We start from the raw sequence: 18,240 nt of genomic DNA on the forward strand, positions 1-18,240 counted from the left end.
GTTTATGGACGGACACTAGCCTAGGTCGACGACGCGTCCGCCGGCTTTTCGGCCGCCGCTTCCGCAGCCTCCCGCTTCTCGCGCGCCAGACGTTCCCGTTCCTTGCTGCGCTCGATCAGCCGGGCCGACCAGATCGAAACCTCGTAGAGAAGGATGGTGGGAACGGCCAGGCCGATCTGGCTTATCGGGTCGGGCGGCGTCAGAATAGCCGCGACGACGAAGGCGATGACGATTGCCCATTTGCGCTTTTCGACCAGCGCCTCGGACGACAGCATGCCCACCCGCGTCATCAGGCTGGTCACCACCGGCAACTGGAACACCAGGCCGAAGGAGAAGATCAGCGTCATGATCAGGCTGAGATATTCCGACACTTTCGGAAGCAGGGAAATCTGCACCTGGTCGTCAGTGCCGGCCTGCTGCATGGCGAGGAAGAACCACATTACCATCGGCGTGAAGAAGAAATAGACCAGCGACGCGCCCATCAGGAACAGGATCGGCGAAGCGATCAGGAACGGCAGGAAAGCGTTGCGTTCATTCTTGTAGAGACCGGGCGCGATGAATTTGTAGATCTGCGTGGCGATCAGCGGAAAGGCGATCACCATGCCGCCGAACATCGCCAACTTGACCTGGGTGAAGAAGAATTCCTGCGGCGCCGTGTAGATCAGCTCGACCTTGTGCGGGTCGAGCCCTGCCCATTGCGTCGCCCATTTGAACGGGATGACCAGCAGGTTGAACAACTGCTTGGCGAAGAAGAAGCAGAACAGGAAGGCGACGAAGAACCCGCCGATCGACCACATCAGCCGCCGGCGCAACTCGATCAGATGCTCCATCAGCGGAGCCGCCGATTTATCGATCTCGTCCTTTTCCGAAATGCTCACTTGGCGGCTCCCGCCGTCTTTTTGGCGGCTGCGGCCGGCTTCTTCACCGCTGCCGGTGCAGGCTTCGGCTCGGCCTTTTTAGCCGCGGTCTTTGTCACAGCAGGTTTTGCCGCTGTTGCCGCTGGCTTCGCTGCGGCCTTGGAGGCCGGCATCGCTTTCGCTGGCGCGCCCTTCGTCTTCGCCGCCGTGGCCTTTTGCGATGCAGCCGGCGTCGCCGTCGCGACAGGCGGTGTCACCGAACCGTCGGTCATCGCCGGAAAGGTCGGCGCTGCCGGCGCCGCTTCCCGGGCATCGACGCCCGGCAGCACCGTCGCGCCATTGTTCAGCTCGGTATCCTGCGGCGTCGGAGCAGCCGGCGCGACCGGGTCTGCGGCCGGCTTCGGCTTCATCACCGCGTCGACGCCTGAACGGACGTCGGCCGCCGCCTGCTCGAACGGGTTGAGCTGTTTCCTGATCTCGGCGGCCGGGTTGAGGCTTCTGAGTGAATCGACCGACTTCTTGACGTCGTCAAGCTCGGCCTCCTTCAGCGCGTCGTTGAACTGTTTCTGGAAGTCGGCTGCCATGCCGCGCATCTTCGCCGTCGTGCGGCCGAAAGTGCGCAGCATCTTGGGCAAATCCTTGGGCCCGACGACCACGATCATGACGATCGCGATCACCAGCATCTCGGTCCAGCCGATGTCGAACATGGCGATACGTTCCGACTAAAGTTTTGGGCTCAGCTCTTGCTGGCCTTTTCCTTCGCTGCCGAAACGGTTTCGTCGGCACGGTGCTCGACGGTGCGCTTGTCCTCGGCAACCTCGTCGTCGGCGATGCCCTTCTTGAAGCTCTTGATACCCTTGGCCATGTCACCCATCAACTCGGGAATCTTGCCGCGACCGAACACCAGCAGAACGATCACCAGCACGATCAGCCAATGCCAAATCGAAAATGAACCCATAACAATCTCTCTCGAAAGTTTTCTCTGACGATGATCTATGCGCTTTCGCGCCGGGATTCAAACACAACCGCGACAGAGTTTATAAATGAGTGGCCGAAGTCACGCAGTTTCGGCGCCTCAGCCCGCTACCAATCGGCGCAGCCGTTAAATACCATCGCTTTCGGCAAGTCGTTTGCGATCAATCTTCCTCGACGCGCGGCGTCAACAGGCCGAGTTCCTCAAGGTCGATGTCGGTCAGCGGATCCTCGTCGTCGGTCAGCGCATCCGGGTCGGCCGGCGGCAGCGGAATGGAAAAATTCGACGGCATGCGGCCCGAAAGCAGTCCGGCACCCTTCAATTCCTCCATGCCGGGGAGATCGCGGATCTCCTCCAACGCGAAATGGTCGAGGAAGATGTCGGTAGTGCCGTAGGTGACGGGACGGCCGGGGGTGCGGCGCCGGCCGCGCATCTTCACCCATTCGGTCTCCATCAGCGTGTCCAGCGTGCCCTTCGAGGTCTCGACGCCTCTGATATCCTCGATCTCGGCGCGCGTCACCGGCTGGTGGTAGGCGATGATCGCCAGCACTTCGAGCGCCGCACGGGAAAGCTTCTTCTGCTGCACCGTGTCGCGGCTCATCAGGAAAGCCAGATCGCCGGCGGTGCGGAACGCCCAGGCATCGCCAACGCGCACCAGATTGACGCCACGCCGCGCATAAATCTGCTGCAGTTCAGCCATCGCCGCGGCAATATTGATGCCGTCGGGCAGGCGCCCGGCAAGCTGCTTTTCGCTGACCGGCTCGGCGCTGGCGAAAACGATCGCCTCGGCCATGCGCACGGCTTCCGCCATATGCAGCCGCTCGCCAGGATTCTGGGACAGGTTCTGGGCCTGGCTTTCTGCCGGCACCTCGGCAAGCACGCCGTCTTCGGTCTCGTCATCGACCTTGAACGGAATGACCGAAGCGTTGGCGCGCTCGCTCATGATGCCACCTCAACTGCCCTGATGCCTTGCGCACGACCGCGCAGATAGAGCGGCGCGAACACCTCGTCCTGCCGCATTTCCATTTTGCCTTCGCGCACCAGTTCCAGCGTCGCCGCAAACGAACTGGCAATCGCGGTGCGCCGCTCGTCCGGGTCGGTCAGATATTCGACCAGGAAACTGTCCAGCGCCGTCCAGTCGGCAAGTGTGCCGATCAGCCTGTTCAGGATGTCGCGCGCATCCTTGAGCGACCACACACCGCGCCTGGCGATCGTCACATTGGTGATCGCCTGCTTCTGGCGTTGCGCCGCATAGGCGGTCAGCAGATCGTAGAGCGAGGCCGAATAGGCGTTGCGTTTCTCGACGATGACCATTTCCGGCATGCCGCGGGCGAACACGTCGCGCCCGAGCCGGTTGCGATTGACCAGGCGTGCCGCCGCGTCGCGCATCGCTTCCAGCCGCTTCAACCGGAATTGCAGCACCGCCGCCAGTTCCTCGCCGCTTTCGCCGTCGTCGCCGGGTTGCTTGGGGATCAAAAGCTTCGACTTGAGAAACGCCAGCCACGCCGCCATTACCAGATAGTCGGCGGCAAGCTCCAGCCTGAGCGCCCTCACCTTCTCGACGAAGGCCAGATATTGCTCGGCCAGCGCCAGGATCGAGATGCGCGACAGATCGACCTTCTGGTTGCGGGCAAGGTGCAGCAGAAGATCGAGCGGGCCCTCGAAACCGTCGACGTCGACGACCAGCGCGGGATCGCCGGTCAGCCGCGAATCGTCGTTCTCGGCCCAAAGACGGTCCATCGGTGCGGCCTTGCCGGCCTTGCTGTCCAACGTTTCCGCCACTGCCTGTCGCTTCCTTTGCTTCTATCTTCTTGTTTGACCGTGATCTGTTCCGAAAAACCGGCTCTCACCTTTCGGCATCATGGTCTAGGCCACCGCGTCGAAATAGGTGGCGAATTCGGCGCGTATCTCGGCTTCATCAGCCCGATCGCGGTTCTTGATATAGGTCAGCGCCCGTTGCGCGCGTTGCAGCGACATGCCTTCAAGCCCGGTTGTGCGCGACGCAATGCCGACCATCTCCTCGAAAACGCCGTTGCAGTGAAGGACCAGATCGCAGCCCGCCGCAAGGATCGCCGCCGCCTTTGTCGGGAAATCCCCAGAAAGTGCCTTCATCGAGGTGTCGTCGCTCATCAGCAGCCCGTCGAAGCCGATTTCGCCGCGGATGATCTCGTCGATGACCTTGCCGGAGGTGGTGGCCGGGTTCTTCGGGTCGATCGCGCTGTAGACGACATGCGCCGTCATCGCCATCGGCAAATGATTGAGCTCCCTGAACGGGGCGAAATCATGCCGCTGCAAGTCGCTCATCGAGGCATCGACGGTCGGCAGTTCGAAATGCGTGTCGGCAAAGGCCCGTCCATGCCCGGGAATATGCTTCATCACCGGCAGCACGCCGCCAGACATCAGGCCCTCCGCCGCGGCGCGGCCCAGTTCAATGACGGCGCGGGGCTCCTTGCCATAGGCGCGCGCGCCGATGACGTCGCTGGCGCCCTCGATCGGCACGTCGAGCACCGGCAGGCAATCAGCCGTGATGCCGTAGCGCAGCAGGTCGAAAGCATGCAGCCGCGCCATCAGCCAGGCTGCGCGGTTGCCGGCATCGTGGTCGTTGCGCCACAAGGCGCCGAGCGCGCCACCAGCCGGATAATTCGGTGCCAGCGGCGGCCGCAGACGCTGCACACGGCCGCCTTCCTGGTCGATGAACACCGGGGCGTCCGGGCGCTCGACGCAATCGCGCATCGCGGCGACCAGATCGCGGATCTGCTCGGCCTCGCCGATGTTGCGGGCAAACAGGATGAATCCCCACGGGCATTCGTTGCGGTAGAAATTGATTTCGTCGCGTGTGAGCGATTTCCCGGCGCAGCCAAGGATCATGGATTTTGATTCGGTCATGGGCGGGAGTTTAGAGCTTCACGCAGACAAAGGGAATCGCATCGAGCTACATCGCTCGAGCCGGAATCCCTTCCACACAAGAACTCCCTTCCACATGGAAAACCGGCGCGGTCTGTGACCGCGCCGGTTCTTTCGGCCCGAGGGCCGGAGATTTGAAAATGGTTAGCGCGACACGAAACAGTTGCCGCCGGCAGCCTTGTAGTTGGTGCACAGGTTGATCGCATCGTTGCGTGACTTCGCCGGGACGCGGACGCGATAGAACGTTCCCTTGCCGGCGATCTCGGCCTTGACGATGTTGGCCGTGTGGCCGGAGAGCACGCTGCCATAGCGACGCTGCAGATCCTGATAAGTCGACTGGGCACTTTCGACGGTCGGCTGCGAGGCGATCTGCATCGACCACGAGCCACCGCCGGTCGAGGCCGCCGGCGGACTGATGGACGCAACCTGGTCGGGCTTGACCTCACCGACGACGTCGACCGGCTGGTCGGACGGACGCTGCGGCGCCACCGGAACCGTGGCCGGCGTGTTGGCAGGCTGGGTGGTTTGGGCTTCAGCCTCAGCCGTGGGCGCGGCGGCCAGATTGACTGCTTCCGGCCTGGCGGGTTCCGGCGCGGCGGTTTCGGCCCGGTCGCCGGCCACTGGGTCGCCGCCCAACAGGTCGCCACTTGCCTGGTTGGCAACAGACGGTACGGTACCGGTCTGCGCCGCGTCGCCGGCCTGACCCGCCGGGGCCACAAGCTGCGGTGCCGGATCGACAGGCTCGACGGCAGCCACCTGCGATGCCGCAGGCGCCGGATCCTCGCGCGCAACCAGTGAACCATCTGATTTGACCACCATGGTTCTCACCTTGCGTGGTGCAACGGCGACGACATCCGGCTCGATGCCCTGCTCGGCCTCTTGCAGAACCTGGGCGATACGATCCTCGGACTTGGCTGCCGGCGCAGCGGCGTCGGCATTTCCGGCCGCTTGCGTGCCGGCCGCATCGGCGGCTTCAGCCGTGTCGATGTCGTCGGGCGAAAGATCGACCACACGGCTCTGCGGCGGTTCCTTGGCCGCCACGTCCACTGGCTCTTCGGTGTTGGTGACCAGTTTTTCCTGGACCGGTTCGGCAGGCCTCGCGCCCCCCTTGGCCACGGCGTCGTAAACCTTGTTGTCCTGGTTCGGCACGACGGTGCCGCCCGGGTTTTCCGGCCTGACCTTGATCGGTGCGTTGTCCGCCTTGACGATGACCGGCGCATCGGTGCCGCCGTTGCCGCCGAAAGACAGCGCGAAGGCGCCCAGACCGCCGGCGAGCGCCACGGCGCCGACGACTGCGGCGACCAGCAGGCCGCGGCTCCGGGGCCTCGCGACATCCTGCTCGGCCAGGCCTGGAACCGACATGGCCTCATCCAGTTCGGGGTCGTAGTCGAGCTCGTCCAGGGCAAAGTCGTTGGCTTGCGCTTGCGAAACCGGCCGGCCGTTGGGCAAGTCGCCCAGATCGAAGCCACTGGCAGCATCGGCGTAAGACGCACTGACGGGCGCTTGTGCTGGTCTCGCCGCATAGGTCCGCGTTTCAACGCGGTTGGGCTCATAGCCTGACTGGAACCCGGCCGCTGACTGGAACCCTGCCCCCGGCTGGGGTCCGGCCCCCGGCTCGAATCCGGCCCCCGGCTTGAATCCGGAATTGTAGGATTCGTCGTCATACGCCGCGCTGCGCGCCGGGGCGGCAGCGACGTCCACGGCATTCATTTCCGAGAGAAGGTTGGCGAACTCGGTATCGAGATCGTCATAGGCAGGCGCCGGCGGTTCGTCTTCATTGAAGTCGAGTTCCGGAATATCGAGGTCGTCCGCCAGGGCTACGACGCGCTCGGGCACATCGACCGTCTCGACATCGGGCATCTCGTCATATGCAGAGGGTTGTTCGCTTTGCGCTGGCGCAGGTGCCGCATTGGCGGCATCGCCTTCGGCCGGCTCATCCTGATAGGCCGGCTCATCCTGATAGGAGGGTGCCGCAGCCGTTGGCGGTGCCGTTGTTTCTGTGGTCGCCGAAGCCGTCGGCTGGGCCGCAAAGGCAGGCTGCGGCTGTGCGACCGGCGTTACGCGGCTCCACGAACGGGCCGGCGCAGGCGCGTCGGAGGGTGCCGTCATCCAGCTGATTGAACCATTCGGATCCTGCTGTGGAGCGGCGGCCGCAACGTCATCGCCGTCGCCATGATCCAGACCGATGTCCTTGGCGAAGGCGGCGTGCAATGCATCGTCGTCGAAATCGATATCAGCCGGTCCGGCAGCATCTTCAGCGCCGAAATCATGGCCCTCGAGCCCGTCGAGGAGAACGGTGTCGAGATCGGCGTCGGCGGCCTGGACCGCGTCATCATTGGGCTGCTCCGAAAGGTCTTGCTCGTCAAGGCTCCAGACCAGTTCGTCGGTGGGATCCACTGGTTTGTCGGTCGCTTTTCCAGCCGCGGCTACAGGTTGCTGAACCATGGCGGGTTCATTGGCTGCGGACGCTGCCGCGGGGGCAGCCCGTGTGCGCATGGTGCCCAACAGCGCGTTCAATTCGTCTTCGAGGCTCCGCTCCTCAGCGACGGGGGCTGGGTCCGTCGGTTGGGCTGCAACGCCGGGGGCCTGAGTAGCCGGCTCCTCGGCTTCCTCGGCAAGCGCGTCGTCGAAGCTCAATTCAAAATCGTCGTCGAACGCATGTTCCGGGGTTGCGATGGAAGGCTCATCGTCCTTAGCGGCGATAGCCTCCGGTTCGTCAATTCCTGGCTCGTCGATTTCGACCGGTTCAGCCGTGCGAATGTCGAAATCCATGTCGACGTCATCCATGACGACGTCGGCCATGGTGTCGTGGTCGGCAAAGTCCTCGTCGGACTCATCCGAAACGGCCCGAGCAGGCGCAGCAGGAGCTTCAACAGCGGCCTCGATCGACTCATGTTCGTCGAGCATCAGTTCGTCGTCGAGCGAGCTTGCGACGGCGTTGTCGAATTCATCGTCGAACGCGGGTTCGGCGGCCGGCGCGGAGACGTCGGCGGCGGTATTCTGTTCGTCCGTCGCACCGTCGTCCAGCCGGAGATCCTGTTCGAACGACGCAGAGAGTTCGTCGTTTACCGGCAAATCGTCTTCGAACGGCGACACGTCTTCGAGCGAACTGGCGATCGCATGGTCGAAATCGTCGTCGAACGCCGCTTCAACAGCCGGCGCGGATATGTTGGCAACACCAGAACCCAGGTCGGCGGCGGCAACGGCATGGACAGTTTCGTCCGCCGTGTCGTCGTCCAGCCGAAAATCCTGTTCGAGCGACGCGGCAAGCTCGGCGTTCCCAATCCCGTCGTTCCCAAGCCCGTCGTTCCCAAGCCCGTCGTTCCCAAGCTCGTCGTTCGCCGGCAAATCGTCTTCGAATAGCGACACGTCTTCGAGCGAACTGACGAGCGCTTCGTCGAAATCGTCGTCGAAAGCAGCTTCAGCAGCCGGCGCGGATGCTCCGGCAACGCCAGAGCGCACATCGTCGGCAGCAACGGCATCGGCGGCTTCGTCCGCCGCATCGTCGTCGAGCAGGAGACCCTGTTCGAGCGACGCGACAAGCTCGTCGTCCCCAACATCCCCAAGCCCGTCGTCCCCAAGCCCGTCGTCCATTGGGTCATTTACGGCCGCTGCAAAAGCCGGCTGGCGAAGCTCGGTTGCGCCGTCATTGTCGTCGCCGCCGAATTCGCCCATCAGCTCCTTCTCGAGGTCGATGCCGAAATCGCCGTCGTCCGCCGGCTGACTTGCTGCAGCCGGCGTCGACTGGACCCGCGGCTTGACCGGCTGGCGGGGGTCGAACCCCATGATCCTGGTCAGTTCCGCGAACGGATCATCGTTGGCGATATCGTTTTGGGCGGCTGCTTTCAGCTGGGTTCTGTCTGCCATTATTGTTCCCGAACTCGCACTCATTCGGACGCCGTGGACGTCGCGCAGGGTTGGCCCTTACCAGCGCAATGTGGGCAAAAGGTGACAGGTTTTTTAGTCAAACCTAACGCATTTCGGTGGGCGCATCGGCTCCGATCAGCGTCAGGCCGGACGTCAAAACGTCCGAAACAGCCTGCACCAGCCCTAGTCTGGCATGGGTCAATTGTCGGTCGTTAACCTTAACAAAACGTAAGTCGGGATTTTCGGTGCCGCGGTTCCAATGTCCGTGGAAGCTGGAGGCGAGATCGTAGAGGTAGAATGCCAGCCGGTGCGGCTCGAGCGCAAGTGCCGCGGATTCGATCAGCCGCGGATATTCGGCAAGCTTCCTAATCAGGCCTATCTCGCCTTCGTCGGTCAGCGAAGCGGTGGCGGCGGCCAGCCGATTGCGGTCGAAATTGGCCTCGCCCAACTGTTCGCTCGCTTGCCGGAACACCGAATGGCAGCGCGCCGAAGCATACTGCACGTAGAACACCGGATTGTCCTTCGACTGCTCGGTCACCTTGGCGAAGTCGAAATCGAGCGACGCATCGTTCTTGCGGTAGAGCATCATGAAGCGGATCGGGTCGCGACCGACCTCCTCCACCACTTCGCGCAGCGTTACGAAATCGCCCGACCGCTTCGACATGCGCACCGGCTCGCCCTCGCGAAAAAGTTTTACCAACTGGCAAAGCAGCACGGTAAGCTTCACCTCGTCGCCGGAAATCGCCCGGGCGAGCGCTTCCAGGCGCTTCACATAGCCGCCATGATCGGCGCCAAGCACATAGATCAGCTCGACGAAACCGCGATCGACCTTGTCTTTCAAATAGGCGACGTCCGCGGCGAAATAGGTGAAGGTGCCGTCCGACTTGACCAGCGCCCGGTCCATGTCGTCGCCGACCGCTGTCGAGCGGAACAGCGTCTGCTCGCGATCCTCCCAGTCGTCCGGCTTCTCGCCCTTGGGCGGCGGCAGCTTGCCCTTGTAGATATGGCCCTTGAGGGTCAGGTCGTTGATCGCCGAGCGGATTTTCCGGGCGTTGTCGGCGTGCAGGGTGCGCTCCGAGAAAAAGACGTCGTGATGCACATTGAGCAGCGCCAGATCCTCACGGATCATCGCCATCATCGCGTCGATCGTCCTGTCCTTGACAAGGGCAAGCGCTTCATCGTCCGGCATCTGCAGCAAGGAACGGCCAAATTCGCTCGCCAGAGCCTGACCGACCGGCACGAGATAGTCGCCCGGATAGAGCCCGGCAGGAATCTCGCCGATGTCGTCGCCCAGCACCTCGCGGTAACGCAGCATGGCGGAGCGGCCGAGCACGTCGATCTGCGAACCGGCGTCGTTGATGACATATTCCTTGGTCACGTCATAACCGGCGAAGGCCATCAGATTGGCGAGCGCATCCCCCACCACGGCGCCGCGGCAATGGCCGACATGCATCGGTCCGGTCGGGTTCGCCGAGACATATTCGACGTTGGCCTTCTTGCCGCCGCCGACGGTCGAGCGGCCGTAATTGCGGCCTTCGCCGAGCAGCGCAGTCAGGTGCACTTGCCAGAACGCGTCCTTGAGCCTGAGATTGACGAAGCCCGGACCAGCAATGTCTGCAGAAGCGATGTCGGTGTCGGCGCGCAGCGCTTGCGCCAGCCTTTCAGCCAGTGCGCGCGGCGGCTGGGCGGTCGGCTTGGCCAGCACCATTGCCGCATTGGTCGCCAGGTCGCCATGGCTGGCGTCGCGCGGCGGCTCGACGGCGATGCGCGACAAGTCCAGCGAACCGCCGTCTTTGTCTTTCAAATCAAGCGCTTCGACGGCCTTTATAATTCGCGCGTTGAAATCGGCGAAGATGTTCATTGGTGTGGCTCTGGCTCTGGCAGCTTTGCGGGAATCCGGTCTATTGGCCGGCAAAATCGAGCCCCGCCTAGCTTAATTCAGGCGTATGGTCAAACAAACGGCGGTGTTCCTTCAAAGCGTAGGTATCCGTCATGCCCGCCAGGAAATCGGCGACGCTGCGCGCCTTGATGCGATCGTCAGCCCGGTCGAGCCCTTCGCGCCAGCCATCGGGCATGGCGCGCGGATCGGCGAAATAGACCTCGAACAGGTCGTTGACGATCTGCTCGGCCTCGTTGCGCACGCGCATGACTTCGCTGTGACGATAGAGATGCTTGTAGAGAAAGGCCTTCAATTCCTTTTCGAAAGCGGCCATTTCGGCTGAAAAGGTCACCATCGTCTCGCCTGCCGCCCTCACCGCGTCGGCGCTGTCCGGCTTGATGCGGGCCAGATTGGCGGTGGTGGAGACGATGACGTCCTCGACCATCATCGTGATCTGCCGGCGCATCAGTTCGTGCCCTGTCCTCACATCGTCCAGCGCCGGATAGCGCTGACGCACGCCGTCGAGGATCGAGCCGGGCAGCGAGACCTTTTCCAGCATGTCCAGCTTCAGAAGGCCCGACCTCAGGCCGTCGTCGATGTCATGGCTGTTGTAAGCGATGTCGTCGGCGATCGCCGCGCACTGCGCCTCGATGCCGGCGAAGCGATCGAGTTCGAGGTCGTGCAGCTCCGAATAGTCGCGGATCGCTTGCGGCACCGGCCCCTTCAGCCCGTTTCCACTGGCGTCGGTCAGCGGCCCGTTGTGCTTGACCAGCCCCTCCAGCGTCTCCCAGGTGAGGTTCAGCCCGTCGAATTCGGCATAGCGGCTCTCCAGCCGCGTCACCACGCGCAGCGACTGTGCATTGTGGTCGAAGCCGCCCCAGGCCGCCATCTTCTCGTTCAGCGCGTCCTCGCCGGTATGGCCGAAGGGCGGGTGACCGAAATCGTGCACCAGCGCCACCGCCTCTGCCAGGTCCTCGTCGCCGCGCAGCGCCCGCGCCAGGGCGCGCGCGATCTGCGCCACCTCGATCGAATGCGTCAGCCGGGTGCGGTAATGGTCGCCCTCATGCGCCACGAACACCTGCGTCTTGTGCTTCAGCCGGCGGAAGGCCGTCGAATGAATGATGCGGTCGCGGTCGCGCTGGAACGGCGTGCGGGTCGGGCTCTCCACCTCGTCGAACAGCCGCCCGCGCGACTTTGCCGGATCGCAGGCATAGGCGGCGCGCGGCCGATAGCCGAATCCGATGTCGCCCAACTCATTTGTCATCGCCCCAACCAATTTCCATAGCCCCAACCAATTTCCATAGCCTATGCCGCCAGTTGACTTGCCCCCTCGCGCTTCATACCTATCATGTGAAACCGAAAGCAAGGTGACGCCCATGGGCGCTGATGCCAAGTCCGCCATGAAAGTCGAGATGACCGACGCCGCCGCCAGGCGGATCGCCAAGATTGTGTCTGGCGAAGCCGGCAAGACGGCGTTGCGCGTTTCGGTCGAGGGCGGCGGCTGCTCCGGCTTTTCCTACAAGTTCGACCTGGTCGACGCGCGCAACGATGACGACGTCGCCATTGAGAAGGACGGCGCCACCGTGCTGATCGACGACCTCTCGCTGGTCTATATGGGCGGCTCGGTGATCGATTTCGTCGACGATCTGATGGGCCAGTCGTTCCAGATCAGGAACCCGAATGCGGTCGCCTCGTGCGGCTGCGGCACCAGCTTCAGTATTTAGAGAATGCCTATCATTAGCGCGGTCCGTCAGGTCGCGCTTTCAGCCGGGCGCGATCTCGATGCAACGCTGGCGTTCTGGCACGATGTGCTTGGCATGACCGTGCACGTGCGCTTCGATCCGCCCGGCATCGCCTTCATCATGGCCGGCGACGTGCGGCTGCTGTTCACCGATGGCCTGCCGGCCGGCACCGTCTATCTCGACATTTCGGGCCTTGACGATTTCCACGCCTCGGCAAAAGCCGCCGGTGTCCCCTTCACCGCGCCGCCGATGCTCGTCCACCGCGATACCGAGGGCCTGTTCGGGCCGGCGGGGGAAAGCGAATGGATGGCCTTCCTAAAGGATCCGGCAGGCAATACGATCGGCCTCGTCGAACGCCATCCGCCTGAACAGCAATGAGGCCGTCATGAAAATCGTCACCTGGAACATTAATGGCGTTCGGGCCCGTATCGGCAATTTGACCCACTGGCTGACGGAAAGCGCGCCCGATGTCGCCTGCCTGCAGGAAATCAAGACGGTCGACGAGCAGTTTCCGCGGGCCGAGATCGAGGCGCTTGGCTACAACGTCGAAATCTATGGCCAAAAGGGATTTAACGGCGTCGCCATCCTGTCGAAGCTGCGCTTCGACGAGGTTATCAGGGGCCTGCCGGGCGACGATGCCGACGAGCAGGCGCGTTTCATCGAGGGCGTGTTCTCGACCGACAAGGGCGCGTTGCGCGTTGCCTCGCTCTATTTGCCGAACGGCAACCCGATCGATGACGAGAAGAAGTTCTCCTACAAGCTGTCCTGGATGGCGCGGCTGGAGCGCTGGGCCGAGGAAAGGCTCGTGCTCGAAGAGGCGCTGGTGCTGGCCGGGGACTACAATGTCATCCCCGAACCGATCGATGCGAAGTTCCCGGAGAACTGGCTCAGCGATGCGCTGTTCCAGCCGCAGACCAGGCAGGCGTTCCGCCGGCTGAAGAACCTCGGCTTCACCGAAGCCGTGCGCGCGGTCACCGACTCGCCTGACATATTTACTTTCTGGGACTATCAGGCCGGCGCCTGGCAGAAGAACAACGGCATCCGCATCGATCACTTGCTGCTCTCGCCCGAGGCCGCCAACCGCTTTTCCTCGGCCTCGATCGAAAAGCACGTGCGCGCCTGGGAAAAACCCTCGGATCACGTGCCGGTGGCCATCGAACTGGGTTTTGCGCCAATCTGATCGTTTCGGGGCCCGAACCGCCGGATTCCCGGTTGATGGACCGTCATATCGCCACAATCGGGGTTTCCGCTGCAATCCGGGTTCGGCTGGGGTTCAGGATGACGATCAGGTTTGCGATTTGCCCATGTGCCGCCGCGCTCGCCCTCGCGGCGACGCCGGCGATTGCCGATCCTGCATGCCTGGCCAACGGAACATCATTCCAGATCGGCCAGGTCGCCTGCCTGACGCTTTCCGGTCGGAGCCATCTCGCCCGCTGCGACATGGTGCTCAACAACACGTCATGGACAAGGATCCGGGACGATTGTCCTAAAACCACGATGGCGCCACCGGCCACGCCGATTTCAACGCCGGAGTCCGGTCCCGTTCCGACGCAACCGACCGAGAATTGATCTCGATATTTTCGAAATCCCACTCTTCCTGACTATTGACCCAGCCTTTCCCAGCTGTTGGCTTCGTGCTGGTTTCGCGACTACCGGTCGCCGCCGCCCTTGGTGAGGATGTCGTCGGCCAGCGAAATCGCGGTGCGGCGGTCGGCCTCGCCCGCGGCGGCAAACGCCTCTTCCTGCATGCCGCGTATCCATGGCTGGTCGGAAGGCGCGGCCCGTTCAAGCGCCGCGGTCATCATCGCCAGCCCCCGAACGATCTTGCCGCTCTGGAAGAGCAGGTGGCCGAGCGTCGCCTGCGCGCCGGCATGGCCCTTTTCCGCAGCGAGTTGGAACCAGCGTCCGGCCTGCTTGATGCTCGCCTTGACGCCGCCCTTGCCATTCAGGAAGATCTGGCCCATTTCGAACTGGGCATTCGGGTTGCGGTAGTTGGCGGCGGCACGCATGTAGTACTCCTGGGCCGCTACCTCGTTCTCTTTGATCGGGCTGCCGGGGATGCCCTTCCTCAGATAGTCGCCGAGCGCCACGAGCGCATCCGAGACATAGCTCTCTTCCGGCGAACCTGGCTCGACGTCCTGATCGACGATCTCGCTGAAGAACTTGAAGGCTGCGTAATCGTCGCGCTCGACGCCGTCGCCCTCGGCATACATGCGCGCAAGCTTCCAGGTGGCGCCGATCTGGCCATTTTCGGCCGCGTATTTATAAGCCTCCGCAGCCTGCTCCTTGCGGCCGTTCTTGTAGGCGGAGAAGCCGAACTGGAACACTGCCCACGGGCTCGACTGCGGCTTCACGCCGGTCTTGTCGTCGAACACCTTGTCGTCGAAGGCCATGGCCTGGCCCGCGGCGCCCAAGGTCGCGCCGAAAGTGGCGATCGCGACCAGTGCCGAAAAGACAGACAACCTCAGCAACTCAGATATCCGCATAACAACGTGTTTCTCTCGCACCACCGGGATGGGTGACCGCCCCGTCGCGGGCAGGCCCTACCGTTTGTGCATATTTCCAGATCGCGCCCGACTGATAGTCGGTCGCGCGCGCCTTCCATGCCTTTGCCCTGGTCGCCAGTTCGGTGTCGGACAGCGCCACCTCGATGGTGCCGTTCACCGCGTCGATCGAGATCAAGTCGCCATCCCTGAGCAGCCCGATCGGACCACCCATGGCGGCTTCCGGCCCGACATGGCCGATGCAGAAACCGCGTGTCGCGCCCGAAAAACGCCCGTCGGTGATGAGAGCCACCTTGCCGCCCATGCCCTGGCCATAGAGAGCCGCCGTCGTCGATAGCATTTCGCGCATGCCCGGACCGCCGCGCGGTCCCTCGTAGCGGATCACGAGGACCTCGCCTTCGCTGTAGCTGCGATCCGTAACCGCCTGGAAACATTCCTCTTCCGAATCGAAGCAGCGTGCCGGACCAGAGAATTTAAGCTCCGACATGCCCGCGACCTTCACGATCGCGCCTTCGGGGGCAAGGTTTCCCTTCAAGCCCACGACGCCACCCGTTCGGGTGATTGGTCGGTTGGCGGGACGGACCACATCCTGGCTATCATTCCAGGCAACGTGCTCCATATTTTCGGCTAAAGTGCGGCCGGTCACGGTCAGGCAGTCGCCATGCAGATAGCCGTGGTCGAGCAACGTCTTAATCAAGAGCGGAATGCCGCCGGCCTCGAACATGTCCTTGGCGACATATTTGCCGCCCGGCTTCAGGTCGGCGATATAAGGCGTCTTCTCGAAGATCCTGGCGACGTCGAAGAGGTCGAACTTTATCCCGGCCTCATGCGCGATCGCCGGCAAATGCAGCGCTGCGTTGGTCGAGCCGCCGGTGGCCGAGACCACGGTCGCCGCATTCTCCAGCGCCTTCAGAGTGACGATGTCGCGCGGGCGGATATTCCTTGCGATCAGTTCCATGATCTTTTCGCCGGAGGCGAAATTGAAGCGGTCGCGCATCTCATAGGGCGCCGGCGCCCCGCAGGAATAGGGCAGCGCCAGCCCGATGGCCTCGGCGACGGTGGCCATGGTGTTGGCGGTGAACTGGGCGCCGCAGGAACCGGCCGACGGACAAGCGGCTTGCTCGATTTCGAGGAGTTCGGCATCGCCGATCGTGCCGACCGAGTGCTGGCCGACGGCCTCGAACACATCCTGCACGGTGATCTGCCGGCCCTTGTAGGAACCGGGCAGGATCGAGCCGCCATAGATGAAGATCGACGGCACGTTAAGCCGCACCATGGCCATCATCATGCCGGGCAGCGACTTGTCGCAACCGGCAAGGCCGACCAGCGCATCGTAGCAATGGCCGCGCATGGTGAGTTCGACCGAATCGGCGATGACCTCGCGCGACACCAGTGACGATTTCATGCCCTGGTGGCCCATGGCGATGCCGTCCGTGACGGTGATGGTGCAGAATTCGCGCGGCGTGCCGTTAGCCGCGGCGACACCCTTCTTGACCACCTGCGCCTGGCGCATCAGCGAGATGTTGCAGGGTGCCGCCTCGTTCCAGCAGCTCGCGACGCCGACCAGTGGCTGCGCGATCTCGGCCGCCGACAAGCCCATCGCATAAAGATAGGAGCGGTGCGGCGCACGCGCCGGACCGACGGTCACATAGCGGCTGGGCAGCTTGGCCTTGGAGATGACTCTGGCGTTCATACTCTTCCCTTGCCGCGAGCGGTGCGACCTGCCCCACCGCCGAGCCTTTTGGCATGCCCTGGGACGAATTCGAGGTGCGCCGGGTTTATGGCGGGAAGTAGGCAATGTCGGCGGACGCGGTTGTGGCGCGAGGGTTGTTCAGAAACTGTTGCCAAAACATCACGATCGCGTGAGGCAGAGGGAAGCCGCGTCGTTGCAACGCCGCTTGGTCGCCGGCAAGCCCCTCAAGCAAAAAGGCCGGGCGATGCCTGGCCTTTTTACTATTGAAAACAGATGTTTAGAACTTGACCTTAACCGAAGCTGAGCCAGCAAGGAGCAGATCGTCGTCATATGTGTAGCTGATGGCATTTGCCGCGTCGCCAACACCGGTGAAGGTCGACGATCCGCTGGTCAGGACACCGATCGAGCCACCAAGTCTGACCTCGATCTTGTCGTTCGGCGAATAGGAGATGCCGCTGGCCACGGACCAGGTGTCCGACTGATAGCCGGAGGTCGTCGAGGTTCCACGATCCCAGGTCAGCGAAACCGCGGCCGACAATTGGTCGGTGAACTTGTGAGCTATGCCGCCCGAAACCGTCCAGCCGTCGCGATAGAGCAGGTCGAAAGAAACGTTCGAGGGTGTACCGAAAACCGGGTTAATCACGCCGTTAATTGGAATAATGCCAAGCTTGCTCCATTCCTGCCAGCGAACCGAGCCAAAGGCCAACCAGCCAGGAGCTATACCGCTCTGCAGCTTGAATTCCACGGCCTGCGGTATCTCGGCCGAGGCGGAGACAGGGAACACGCCGGTAACATTTCCTAGCGGCCCACCTGCAAATCCGGTCGAGTCGACGGTTCCCGACAGTCCGTCATATTTGTAGCTCGAAGAGTAGACCAGGCTTGCGCGCAAGGCTATTTCGGGAATTTCATAGGCGGCACCCACGCGCCAACCCCATGCCTCATCGGAAAGCTGGAATTTGCCGAGGCCGGTATTACCGAAGGCCAGCAGTGTCTGGCGCGACAGAAACGCATCGACCTCCTGGTAGGAAACGCCGCCGATGAACCGGAAGGTGCCCTTGCCGACATTTACCTTGTAGGAGCAGGTTAGGCCGAAATCATTTGTTTTGACGTAGTATTCGACCGCGGTTGGCGAATAGGCGTTGTTCATTCCGAAGTCTGCTTCCGCGCCATACGGTTCCGTATAAGTCGCGAGGCAATCCACTGGTTCGAAAATATTGGCCTTTATACCGATGCGCGGCACCGCATAGTCGCCGCCGACATCCACTGACGAGGACGACATTCCCGAGCCATCCAGGCGCTGCACATTCTTCAGTGTGCGCTGTGGCGAAACATAGGTGACGCCGGCGTCGAACGAATATGGCGCGGCATCGAACAACTGGTCGATGTTGACACCGGCACGGTCGAAGCCGCCAGCGTTGGCAATGCCCGAGCTCAACAGCGAAAAGCACCCCGCCCCCAGCAGCGCTTTCAGACGCAAATTGTTCATGAATCTCCTCCCCTAGTACGAATGGACTAAGCTAGACCCAATTCAGGTTAACGGCGCAACAACGAATTCTCGATGCATACATGTACGCCTCCGCCGACCGCATTTCGGACAAAGTGACAGCTTCCACAGCAAAGCCGGAAAAAGGCTCGTTTGGCTGCAAATCGACAAAAATTCAGAAAACTTGCCTGGAAAGACGCCAAAACGAGCCGTTTTGCGAAGAAAGGCCCCCATTGTTACATTATGGCAACAATGGGGCTAAAACATTACGTTTACGTCAAGATTTACGCTGCGGAACGCCTATTTTTAGTACAGGAAGCCGCCCGAAAAGCGCGTTC

At 62.5% G+C, this 18,240-nt stretch carries 16 protein-coding genes; 4 read left to right on the plus strand and 12 right to left on the minus strand.

The annotated features are described in order from the left end of the window. Positions 1-20 precede the first annotated feature (20 nt). The 9 genes from tatC to BQ8794_RS02265 all read right to left on the minus strand — a co-directional run bounded on the left by tatC (position 21) and on the right by BQ8794_RS02265 (position 11,744). Positions 21-830 carry a twin-arginine translocase subunit TatC gene (gene tatC, locus BQ8794_RS02225; RefSeq protein WP_051407946.1) on the minus strand — a complete coding sequence of 270 codons (810 nt, stop codon included), beginning with the start codon at positions 828-830 and terminating at the stop codon, positions 21-23. Between the two features lie 44 nt (positions 831-874). Then, positions 875-1,564: a Sec-independent protein translocase protein TatB gene (gene tatB / locus BQ8794_RS02230; RefSeq protein WP_077372531.1), complete on the minus strand. Its 690-nt coding sequence runs from the start codon at positions 1,562-1,564 to the stop codon at positions 875-877. Positions 1,565-1,593: 29 nt separating this feature from the next. Next, on the minus strand, positions 1,594-1,815 hold the full coding sequence (locus BQ8794_RS02235; protein WP_023802572.1) for a twin-arginine translocase TatA/TatE family subunit: 222 nt from the start codon (positions 1,813-1,815) through the stop codon (positions 1,594-1,596). Between the two features lie 178 nt (positions 1,816-1,993). Then, positions 1,994-2,773 (minus strand): SMC-Scp complex subunit ScpB, encoded by a 780-nt coding sequence (scpB, locus tag BQ8794_RS02240; protein WP_027156214.1) that lies wholly within the window; start codon positions 2,771-2,773, stop codon positions 1,994-1,996. Beyond that, positions 2,770-3,570 carry a segregation and condensation protein A gene (locus BQ8794_RS02245; protein ID WP_077372688.1) on the minus strand — a complete coding sequence of 267 codons (801 nt, stop codon included), beginning with the start codon at positions 3,568-3,570 and terminating at the stop codon, positions 2,770-2,772. Before BQ8794_RS02245 ends, scpB begins: the two co-directional genes overlap by 4 nt. 126 nt (positions 3,571-3,696) lie before the next feature. Further along, the gene (gene nagZ / locus BQ8794_RS02250; protein WP_077372534.1) at positions 3,697-4,716 is read right to left on the minus strand and encodes a beta-N-acetylhexosaminidase; all 1,020 of its coding nucleotides are present in this window, start codon (positions 4,714-4,716) and stop codon (positions 3,697-3,699) included. A gap of 162 nt (positions 4,717-4,878) precedes the next feature. Beyond that, positions 4,879-8,601: an SPOR domain-containing protein gene (locus BQ8794_RS02255; protein ID WP_077372536.1), complete on the minus strand. Its 3,723-nt coding sequence runs from the start codon at positions 8,599-8,601 to the stop codon at positions 4,879-4,881. Between the two features lie 103 nt (positions 8,602-8,704). Then, a complete protein-coding gene (gene argS, locus BQ8794_RS02260) occupies positions 8,705-10,462 on the minus strand; it encodes an arginine--tRNA ligase (protein WP_077372539.1) in 1,758 nt (585 codons plus the stop codon). Positions 10,463-10,529: 67 nt separating this feature from the next. Next, the gene (locus BQ8794_RS02265; protein ID WP_077372542.1) at positions 10,530-11,744 is read right to left on the minus strand and encodes a deoxyguanosinetriphosphate triphosphohydrolase; all 1,215 of its coding nucleotides are present in this window, start codon (positions 11,742-11,744) and stop codon (positions 10,530-10,532) included. A gap of 112 nt (positions 11,745-11,856) precedes the next feature. Here BQ8794_RS02265 and erpA point away from each other — a divergent pair, with 112 nt between their 5' ends. The 4 genes from erpA (at position 11,857) to BQ8794_RS02285 (ending at position 13,791) form a co-directional block, all read left to right on the plus strand. Next, a complete protein-coding gene (gene erpA / locus BQ8794_RS02270; RefSeq protein WP_077372545.1) occupies positions 11,857-12,204 on the plus strand; it encodes an iron-sulfur cluster insertion protein ErpA in 348 nt (115 codons plus the stop codon). A 3-nt stretch (positions 12,205-12,207) separates the two neighbouring features. Then, positions 12,208-12,600: a VOC family protein gene (locus BQ8794_RS02275; RefSeq protein ID WP_077372548.1), complete on the plus strand. Its 393-nt coding sequence runs from the start codon at positions 12,208-12,210 to the stop codon at positions 12,598-12,600. A 7-nt stretch (positions 12,601-12,607) separates the two neighbouring features. Continuing rightward, the gene (gene xth / locus BQ8794_RS02280) at positions 12,608-13,402 is read left to right on the plus strand and encodes an exodeoxyribonuclease III (protein ID WP_077372551.1); all 795 of its coding nucleotides are present in this window, start codon (positions 12,608-12,610) and stop codon (positions 13,400-13,402) included. A gap of 98 nt (positions 13,403-13,500) precedes the next feature. Then, the gene (locus BQ8794_RS02285; RefSeq protein WP_077372554.1) at positions 13,501-13,791 is read left to right on the plus strand and encodes a hypothetical protein; all 291 of its coding nucleotides are present in this window, start codon (positions 13,501-13,503) and stop codon (positions 13,789-13,791) included. A gap of 80 nt (positions 13,792-13,871) precedes the next feature. Here BQ8794_RS02285 and BQ8794_RS02290 read toward each other — a convergent pair whose 3' ends face one another. From BQ8794_RS02290 to BQ8794_RS02300, 3 genes are all read right to left on the minus strand, one after another. Beyond that, positions 13,872-14,708, minus strand: a complete 837-nt coding sequence (locus tag BQ8794_RS02290) for a tetratricopeptide repeat protein (RefSeq protein WP_023802582.1) — start codon at positions 14,706-14,708, stop codon at positions 13,872-13,874. Beyond that, positions 14,695-16,419 carry a dihydroxy-acid dehydratase gene (gene ilvD / locus BQ8794_RS02295; RefSeq protein WP_077372557.1) on the minus strand — a complete coding sequence of 575 codons (1,725 nt, stop codon included), beginning with the start codon at positions 16,417-16,419 and terminating at the stop codon, positions 14,695-14,697. The genes BQ8794_RS02290 and ilvD overlap by 14 nt, the downstream gene beginning before the upstream one ends. 277 nt (positions 16,420-16,696) lie before the next feature. Then, the gene (locus tag BQ8794_RS02300; protein WP_077372560.1) at positions 16,697-17,905 is read right to left on the minus strand and encodes an OmpP1/FadL family transporter; all 1,209 of its coding nucleotides are present in this window, start codon (positions 17,903-17,905) and stop codon (positions 16,697-16,699) included. Between the last annotated feature and the right edge of the window lie 335 nt (positions 17,906-18,240).

Source organism: Mesorhizobium prunaredense, from assembly GCF_900156895.1.
GTDB lineage: Bacteria > Pseudomonadota > Alphaproteobacteria > Rhizobiales > Rhizobiaceae > Mesorhizobium > Mesorhizobium prunaredense.